Genomic DNA, 9,102 nt, shown 5'->3' on the forward strand with positions numbered 1-9,102 from the left:
AATAAAGAAGTAAGCCAAATTGCATCATCTCTTTTCTTTTAGGGATAGTTGTTTTGATGGTCTAGAGGGATACTTGAATGTCCCGCTGTCGCCCTTTGGGGTAGGCAGGAATCCCCCGGCTTTAGACGTGGGGAGGTTCAATCATCTGCTCTTTGTCGAAGTTGAAAGACTTAACGGTTTGGGTTCGGTCGTCCGCACGAAGTTGAACCCAAATGGCAAATTAACCCCTGGTGGGATTGTCAAATTTTGAAATAAAGGTTGATCATGAGGTATCGCGCTTTAATTGTCGCATTTCTAGCAGTATGCTTGAGCGTGCTAACGGCTTGTAGTGAAGGGCCGACGGTGGGGAGTACAGAACTCACCTATGATGATATCAGAAACACAGGTTTAGCAAATAGCTGTCCAGAATTGGCAGAAACCGCTCGGGGTGCAATTCCCGTTGATGGCAGCCAATCTTATTTGCTGAGTGATCTGTGTTTGCAACCGACGGAATATTTCGTTCTGGAAGAAGGCTCCAATAAACGGAAAGAAGCCGAATATATTCCCAGCAAACCGTTGACTCGTTATACCTCCTCCTTGACCCAAATCCAAGGACCCTTGACTCTGGGAGAGGATGGCAGCTTCACCTTTGTGGAAAAAGATGGGATTGACTTCCAAGCAATCACCGTCATGCTTCCCGGTGGTGAAGAAGTTCCGTTCTTGTTCACCGTCAAAGGTCTAACTGCAACAAGTCAGCCCGGACTTGACAGTATTAATACCTCGACTGACTTTGAAGGGGATTATACCGTTCCGTCCTATCGTTCTGCTGCTTTCCTTGACCCAAAGGGTCGGGGTGGGACCACTGGATATGATAACGCGGTGGCGTTGCCTGCCAGTTCTGATGCGGCGGGTTTGAATCGGTCTAACGTTAAGCGTGCACTTCAGGGTAAAGGTCATATTTCCTTGAGGGTTTCTAAAGTCAATAGTACCACTGGGGAAATTGCTGGTATTTTCGTCAGCGAACAGTCTTCGGATACTGATTTAGGTGCGAAAGAACCTTTACAGGTGAAGATTCGCGGTCTATTTTACGGTCGCGTGGAACCAGACGCATAAGCGATCGGGTTGCACGAGGTTAAAATTTGGACTTCATCACCGGAAGAATCCGAAAAAAGGGGCAATTGGCCCCTTTTTTTGGGTAGATGGGGGAGAATTGGGAGAATTGGGGAGAATTGGGAGAATTTCGTGGCGACCAATTGAGTCTGACGGCTTCTTCCTTTGTAAAGACATCTGACCAATGATAGTTGTTTTTCCCCGGGGAAAGTTACCATAATCAAGGTATCCTCAATCGTTGGATAGAGTAGCTGTGAGTTATTGCCTCAATCCTAAATGCCCCAATCGGTCTGACCCCTTGAATGCACAGAACCGCATCTGTCGGCATTGTGGTTCTCTGTTGATTTTCCAAGGGCGCTATCGGATTGGACGGTTATTGGGGGAAGGGGGGTTTGGTCAAACCTTTGAGGTGAATGATGGGGGGATTCTGAAGGTTCTGAAGGTCCTGACTGATGATAATCCCAAGGCGATCGCCCTGTTTCAGCGAGAAGCTCAAGTCTTAAGCCATTTGAATCACCCCGGTATTCCCCGGGTGGAATCAGAAGGTTACTTTACCGCCCTGCCCAGAAATAGCCAGCAGCCGTTACACTGTCTGGTAATGCAACGGATTGAGGGCCGGAATTTAGAGGTGTGGATGGCCGATCGCCATCATTTGCCGATTCCCCAGCATCAAGCCCTCAATTGGTTAAAACAGCTTACGGAAATTTTAAATATTGTCCATCAACAGCAATTTTTCCACCGCGATATCAAACCGTCGAACATCATGCTCCAGCCTAATGGTCAACTGGCGTTGATTGACTTTGGCAGCGCTAGAGAGGTGACGGGAACCTATCTCGCCAAAGTGGGAGGCGGTCATCAAATTACCGGAATTGTTTCTCCCGGTTACACTCCCCCGGAACAGGCAAATGGAAAAGCTGTTCCCCAATCGGATTTTTTTGCCCTAGGACGAACCTTTGTGTTCCTATTAACTGGAAAAGAACCCAATGTCTTTCATGAAGATACACGCACAGGTCAGTTATTGTGGCGATCGGATGGGAGTCGCCAAAGTCCTACGGCAGGATTCACCACGAACCCCTTGGCGGATTGTATTGATTACATGATGGCCCCTTTTCCGGGGAATCGCCCCCAAAATACTCAGGTGATTTTAAAGCGGTTGGAGGAAATCGAACAGGAGATGCAGCAACCTTGGGGTTCCTCTCCTATGAGAACGCGATCGCCTCAACCGATTGGGAGAATCCAACCTTATCAAGCGGCAGGGAGGATTCCCACTCGACTGCTGCGCTTGAATGGGCCCAGAAATTATAGTCGCTACAGTCGGCGATCGCACTGGCATCACAAAAAAGCCCTAAAATTAGCTCAAAAATTGCTCGTCGGTGGATTTTTCTTAGCCTTAGCCGGAACTGCCACTCAACTCTTTGGCGGATTTACACTACCCAATGTCTCAGCTTTACTCTGGTTGAACTACGGAAATCCCTCGGTTATGCCTGAAGTTCCGCGTAATCCTGAACCCTTCACCCCGATCGCCACAGTGTCGGCTCAACCCTTGGCTGCCTCAAGTCCTATCACGTTAGCGAAAACCCTAGGTGGTCATCTGTGGGCGATCAATTCCATTGCGCTGAGTCCCGATAGCCGCCTGCTTGTCAGTGGTAGTGTTGACAAAACGGTAAAGCTGTGGGATATAGAATCCGGTCAGGTCCGCCAGAGTTTATCCGGTCATTCTCAAGAAATTTGGTCGGTAACCTTTAGTCCCGATGGCAGTAAGATAGCCAGTAGCAGTGGCGATGGGACAATTAAAGTTTGGGAAACGAGTACGGGTAAGCTATTACATACCCTGTCGGATCATGCCGCTTGGGTGATGTCGGTAGCGTTTAGTCCCGATGGCAAGCAGTTAGCCTCTGGTGGGTTTGACAATACGATTAAGTTGTGGAATGTAGAAACTGGGGAGTTGATTCGGTCGATCGCCGGTCACTCGGGTTGGGTGTTTTCCTTGGCTTATAGTCCCGATGGTCAACTCTTAGCCAGTGGCAGTTTCGATCGCACGATTAAAATCTGGCATACTCAAACCGGAGAGGTGGTCCGGACGTTAGAAGGAGGGTTGTATCGGTTTCGGTCGGTGGCTTTTAGTCCGAATGGTCAGTGGGTTGCCGGTGCCAGTGGGGACAGTTCGATTCTGATTTGGCAGGTGAGTAGTGGTCAGTTGGTCCGCACGTTATTCGGCCATTCCGATGCAGTGCACGCGATCGCCTTTAGTCCCGATGGTCAGACTTTGGTCAGTGGCGGAGGGTCTCTCGATAGTACGCTGAAACTTTGGAATATTGGAACGGGACAATTGTTACAGACCCTCAAAGGTCATTCGGATACGATTAATTCGATTTCCATTAGTGCCGATGGCAAAATGCTGACAAGTGGAAGTCAAGATAATACAATTAAGGTGTGGCAGTTACATTAGAGGTCGGTAGTTCTGGGGCGACTGACTCAACTGGGCCCTTCACTGTTCAACCACATTGGGATTTCACGGGGAATCTCTATCGTGAGGGCGATCGCCCCTCTATTCAGTCGGTCACTTTTTATAGTAAGATCAGAACTATGCAGGAACAGCGCTTTTCGGATGTAGGGGGAGTGTTTGCAAGCGATTGAAATCGAGCCGAAACTTAGGGAACTCATGGGGATAGCTTCCTCCGTAGATCCAGGGCTAGAGTACCGTTTGGAGGAAATCTGGCGTTGGATCAAAGATATGAAACCGGGTTTATTAATGCAGAAAAAATTTTTGATGGGGTTTCTGCTCGAAGTCATTAAGGATGCAGAATTTTGGTTGGCGCTGAAAGTTTTAACCGATGAAGAACGGGAATCATTTTTAAATCAGCTTACTCCCCCGGTCCGATTTTGGTATGAATTCCTGTTCCCCAAGTGGTTTAATGAAAAAGATAACAAATTTTACATTTGGAAACAAAAATTAAGATCCGGAGAATTCAATCAGGAGGATGCTCAACTGATTGACCTAATCGCACAAAAGATAAAAATTCGCGAAGGGAGCCTCGTCCAAAGGTATGTGGCAGATTTTTCTATGGCAACAGATGCGATCGTGAGCAGCAACAAGGGCAGACCTCTTTGTGTCCAAGTCACTAGCATCTCTGATGATTTTTCTGACCATAAATACGAAGAGTGGAAAAAAACCCTGAAAGACTGGAATATAGAGCGGGGGATTTTTGTGAGTTACAATCCGGGAAAAGAAGAATTCGTGAGTCAAATGGTGAATTTGGTGTTGCATAATAGCAGTCATCTGGAAGAGTCAAAATATCTGAAATTTAGTTTTTAAGAACTCAGTTTCTTAATAATTCCATTGGACAACAAACCTTTTTTTTTAGATATAGATATGGGTACGACAATCCAAACATCAAGTAAAGACCGCCTCGAAAAAGCATGGCAAGCCCTTCAAGCGGCTCAAGATTTACAGGAGGACCGACTGAGGTTTGGTCTGGATCACGTTAATCTTTATGTCGAGGATGTAGAGGGGGATTGGATAGAAACCTGGGGAGAAGGGCAGCAGTGGCAGAATCCGGTGAATTTGGGAAAGTGGTTTCAGGAGCGATTTGAACCGGGATGGCAGGCGATCGATGAGGTCTTTTGTCCGAAAAAAGATTCACTGGCGTTAATCCGGGAAACGGCTGGGGTAAAACGGGCTAAAACGTTGCAATTAGGCCATGAAAATAGCCCGCATCGCCCGATCGCCTTGATTGTGACGATTAAGGCTGAATCTCACGGGGAAACCGGGGTATTAGTCCAGGTTTATCCTACAGGCGATCGCCCGGAATTACCCGCCGGTTTACAACTGACTTTACTCTCTCACCACGGCGATCGCCTCCATGAGGTGATAGCGCGAAATGCTGACTCCGGACTGCAAATGGAGTTAAGCGGACAACCGGGAGAACGCTATAGTATTCAGGTTACCTTAGAGCGCGATCGGGTCACGGAAGAGTTTGTAATTTAATTCTAGGGCGTTGAACGGGCGGGGTGTATTCGTCGTCCGTTGCATTGCTATCCCGGTTACCCCTAACCCTGGGGAAATACACTCACAGGAAGAGTGCAAAGTCATGGGCGATCGCCTAGGATAATATTGAGAATCTAGGAGTCATTCCCCATGACACAGATGTATGAACGCTCTAACTCTGACCTCTTGCGATCGGTATCAACGTTGCTGGCGATTTTGGCTGCCTTTGTTACTAATATTCTCGCCAATATTTTCCCGTTTAATGACATCACGATTGGAGAAATTTCTAACCAAAAATTTCGCGATGTTTTAATTATTCCCGCCAACTATGCCTTTTCTATTTGGGGTTTAATTTATTTAGCCCTAATTAGTTTCGGCATCTATCAAGCATTACCAGCGCAACGGCATCATCCTCGGTTGAGGCGCATCAGTTACCTGCTAGTTCTAGCCAGTTTAGCTCAGATTGCTTGGGTATTTTTGTTTGCATATCTCCAGTTTGGCTGGTCTGTGTTAGCCATGCTGATTATTTTATTGTCTCTGATTCTCACCTATCTGCGCCTACAGATTGGGAAAGAACGAGTTCCCCCTCGGGAAAAATGGTTTATTAATATTCCCTTAAGCATTTATTTGGCTTGGATTAGTGTCGCCACCGTGGTGAATATTGCCAGTACCCTTTATGATTGGGGTTGGGAGGAGCCGAATACCTTGGTGTTTTGGACCGTTGTGATGCTAGGAGTCTCCGCAGCGATCGCCGCCGTTGTCACGATTCAACGAGGGGATACTGCCTTTAATCTGGTGTTTGTTTGGGCTTATATTGCGATCGCCGTCCGTCAAAGCGAGTATATGGTAATCGTTAGCACTGCCTTGGGATTGGCGATCGGGCTGATTCTCCTACTCCTAGTTCCCTGGTGGAAGAAGCGCCGGAAAACTTGACGGAAATATCCATTGCCCCGATACTATTTTAATGCACATCCTGTCTGAGTCCAAAGTTTTTTCCGAAGCCAAAGCCACCCTGCACCTGGCAATTCCCCTGATTGCCGCACAACTGGCGCAAGCCGCAACCGGATTTGTGGATACAGTAATGATGGGGTTACTCGGCAGTGAGACTTTAGCCGCAGGAGGTTTAGGTGCGATCATCTTTTTCACTTTAATGCTAATTTGCACCGGGATGGTTTCCGCCGTTGGGGCGATCGCTGCTACAGCTCATGGTGCCGGAGAACTCCACCGGATCAGTTACTTAACCATTCAGGGACTCTGGCTGACTGTGATCCTCTCAGTCCCAATCGGTTTCCTGATGTGGAATCTCAGTCCCCTATTACTGCACTTCGGACAGGACCCGACTGCTGTCGCATTAGCTCAAACCTATCTGCGGGCGCTCATTTTGGGATTTCCCGCCGCCGTGGGATTTGCGGTGTTACGCAATATACTCTGTGCCCTGAATTATACCCGCCCGGTAATGGCGATCGTTGCCAGTTGCGTCCCCTTGAATATCGGCGGCAATTACATTTTCATGTTTGGCAAATTCGGTTTCCCCGCCTTGGGTTTAGCCGGAATTGGATGGGCCAGCACCCTATCTTTTTGGGTAATGTTTATCGCCGCTGCTGGATTTCTAGCCCTGAGTCGCCGTTTAAAATTTTATCAAATTTTTCGGACTTCTTATCAGTTTGATGCCCCCGAATTTTGGGGAATTGTCAAAATTGGATGGCCGATCGCCGGACTCTTTGCCATAGAAACCGGACTCTTTGCCGTGACCACCTTTCTGATGGGAACCTTGGGAACGGTTACCTTAGCCGCCCATAACATCGCCTTACAAACAGCCAACATCACCTTTATGGTTCCCGTCGGATTATCTCTTGCCACCACGGTGAGAGTTGGACAAGCAATGGGTAGAAAGGATATGAGTAGTGCCAGACTTGCTGGATATGTTGGCATTGCGATCGGGGTCAGCTTCATGAGTCTCATGGGGTTATTTTTATGGACAAACCCGGATAAAATTGTCGCCTTGTATTTGGATATTCAAAATTCCGACAATCAACCTGTATTGGAATTGGCAATGTCTTTGTTAGGGATTGCTGCCATGTTTCAAATCTTTGATGGAATGCAAATTGTTGCCGCCGGTGCTTTGCGCGGAGTGAAAGATACCCGAATTCCAATGGCGATCGGCTTCTTGGGCTATTGGTGTATTGGCTTATGCAGTGGCTATATCCTAGGATTCCATCTGAATTTAGGCGGAATCGGCTTGTGGTTAGGCTTAGTCCTCGGACTCGCTTTTTCCGGATTACTGTTAACCTGTCGCTTCGTTTATTTGCTAAACGGAAAAACAGGTTTTTCTAAATAGGATAGGGTTAGCGTTTTAGAGAATCAACTCAATTAACCGGCAAATACTTCATCATAAATTTCTGCCAGAGTCAAGGTTAACCCCACAGAATTTAATTCTAAACTATCATTCGGACCTAATCGCTCGACCTCCCAATTCCCTGACTCCTTGAGGCGATAGACCTCCACCTGCATCTGGTCTTGAGAAACCAGCACATATTCCTGCAAACTCGCCAAACTTTGATAATTAAGACGTTTTTCTCTGCGGTCTATCGTTTCCGTCGAAGGAGATAACACCTCTACGACTAAACAGGGGTGAGTTTTATAAAATTTTTCTCGGTCTTTTTCGTCACAAGTTACCATGACATCCGGATAATAAAAAATATCTGCAGTCCCTTGGGCGACTTGGATTTTTACTTTCATATCCGAGATAAATGTTTTGCAGCCACTCCCTCGTAAATGAGTGATTAAATAGGTACAAAGGTTAGCAGCAATCCGATTATGTTCCTCACTGGAACCCGCCATTGCAAAAATCTGTCCCCCCAGATATTCATGGCGAATTGGGCTATTTTCTTCATATTGTAAATAATCATCAACGGAAATAAAAACTTGGGGGGTCTCCATAAATTCTCCTCCTTTTTTTATCTCTAATATGCCAACAATCTAGCGCATCATTACCCGGTTAAATCTCTGGGACAAGAAACCGGGTTTTTGGCCCAGATTGGGTAATTTTTTGCCAGAAATTGGGTGAAAACCCCCAAGGGATTCAAATTCCGGATCCTAATCCTTTACCGACACCGGAACCTCCCCCGAATCCCCAACCCCCGACGCCGGAACCAGTACCAGAACCCATTCCGCAAACCGTTCCGGCACCTGTTACCCGAAACGGTCCCGGCACCCATTCCGCAAACCGTTCCTGCGCCGATTCCTCAAACCATTCCCGAACCCCAATAAAGTGGATCAACAAGGGACCTGGTAATTTGTCTCGGTCAAGGGCTTGACAAAACTTCCCAAAAAGCCCACCGAACAGAAGGTGGGCAGTGCTCACCCTACTCCTTTAACATCCTTTAACAACTGAATAGGGATGATTTATTTTTTGGAATGCCCTTAATGTCCTTGGCGATCGCTTCCTTAGCGTTTTGTCTCTTGTGTCAATACCACCTTTGTGAGAAACCCGGTTTCTTGCCTTAAGCCGATCGCCTCTTTTTCCTGAACTTAATCAACGCGATCGCCCCCAGGAAACCTAAACCAGCAAACGCGAAACTCAGCAGCAAGGCCCAAATAAACGGATGGAGTTGTTCGCCGTGGTATGCTTGCCAGGGAAAGGTTATGGGTTCTTGCTGAAAGATTAACGCTGAGGTTGATGCGGCGATCGCCCCTGCGCCAATTCCCACCCCGATGATTTGGATTTTGTTTTCCAGAATGCGATCGCGTTCCGCCTGGTCAATTTCCACCAAACCCCGAATCGTATTAATTGCCGTATCTAACAGCCGTTCCCCTTGTTGCAGATAAACCAAATTTACCTCAATTTGCCGCTGGAACGTCCCAAAAATATGATTCGCCTGATTCCGCCACCCCGTCAAATCACCTTGACTTTTTACCTCCATGCGCGTCAAAGTATTCAGATAATTTTGCCGATTAATCTCAATGGTATTCTCGAACGTGACCAAACACCGCATTCGTTGAGAATAGCGCAACGATAAATCCAA

At 47.2% G+C, this 9,102-nt stretch carries 8 protein-coding genes and 1 pseudogene; 6 read left to right on the plus strand and 3 right to left on the minus strand.

Features of this window, described 5'->3' with window-relative positions; genetic code table 11:
• Positions 1-264 precede the first annotated feature (264 nt).
• The 6 genes from psbO to J0895_RS03390 all read left to right on the plus strand — a co-directional run bounded on the left by psbO (position 265) and on the right by J0895_RS03390 (position 7,415).
• Entirely contained in the window at positions 265-1,092 is an 828-nt protein-coding gene (gene psbO, locus J0895_RS03365; RefSeq protein WP_207086719.1) for a photosystem II manganese-stabilizing polypeptide, read from the plus strand.
• Between the two features lie 250 nt (positions 1,093-1,342).
• Positions 1,343-3,538 (plus strand): protein kinase domain-containing protein, encoded by a 2,196-nt coding sequence (locus J0895_RS03370; protein WP_207086720.1) that lies wholly within the window; start codon positions 1,343-1,345, stop codon positions 3,536-3,538.
• Positions 3,539-3,712: 174 nt separating this feature from the next.
• Positions 3,713-4,405, plus strand: a complete 693-nt coding sequence (locus J0895_RS03375; protein ID WP_207086721.1) for a hypothetical protein — start codon at positions 3,713-3,715, stop codon at positions 4,403-4,405.
• 57 nt (positions 4,406-4,462) lie between these two features.
• Complete coding sequence (locus tag J0895_RS03380; protein WP_207086722.1) at positions 4,463-5,077, plus strand: DUF1822 family protein; 615 nt, start codon at positions 4,463-4,465, stop codon at positions 5,075-5,077.
• A gap of 150 nt (positions 5,078-5,227) precedes the next feature.
• Positions 5,228-6,010, plus strand: a complete 783-nt coding sequence (locus J0895_RS03385; protein WP_207086723.1) for a tryptophan-rich sensory protein — start codon at positions 5,228-5,230, stop codon at positions 6,008-6,010.
• A gap of 31 nt (positions 6,011-6,041) precedes the next feature.
• Positions 6,042-7,415: an MATE family efflux transporter gene (locus J0895_RS03390; protein ID WP_207086724.1), complete on the plus strand. Its 1,374-nt coding sequence runs from the start codon at positions 6,042-6,044 to the stop codon at positions 7,413-7,415.
• Positions 7,416-7,447: 32 nt separating this feature from the next.
• On the opposite strand, the gene J0895_RS03395 is transcribed toward J0895_RS03390, so the two are convergent.
• The 3 genes and pseudogenes from J0895_RS03395 to J0895_RS03405 all read right to left on the minus strand — a co-directional run.
• Positions 7,448-8,017: a Uma2 family endonuclease gene (locus J0895_RS03395; protein ID WP_207086725.1), complete on the minus strand. Its 570-nt coding sequence runs from the start codon at positions 8,015-8,017 to the stop codon at positions 7,448-7,450.
• A gap of 142 nt (positions 8,018-8,159) precedes the next feature.
• The gene (locus J0895_RS03400) at positions 8,160-8,357 is read right to left on the minus strand and encodes a hypothetical protein (protein WP_207086726.1); all 198 of its coding nucleotides are present in this window, start codon (positions 8,355-8,357) and stop codon (positions 8,160-8,162) included.
• A gap of 223 nt (positions 8,358-8,580) precedes the next feature.
• Positions 8,581-9,102 (minus strand): annotated as a pseudogene (locus J0895_RS03405) (hypothetical protein); the annotation flags it as partial.

The organism is Phormidium pseudopriestleyi FRX01 (assembly GCF_017313335.1).
In the GTDB taxonomy this organism is placed as follows: Bacteria; Cyanobacteriota; Cyanobacteriia; order Cyanobacteriales; family Laspinemataceae; genus Laspinema; species Laspinema pseudopriestleyi.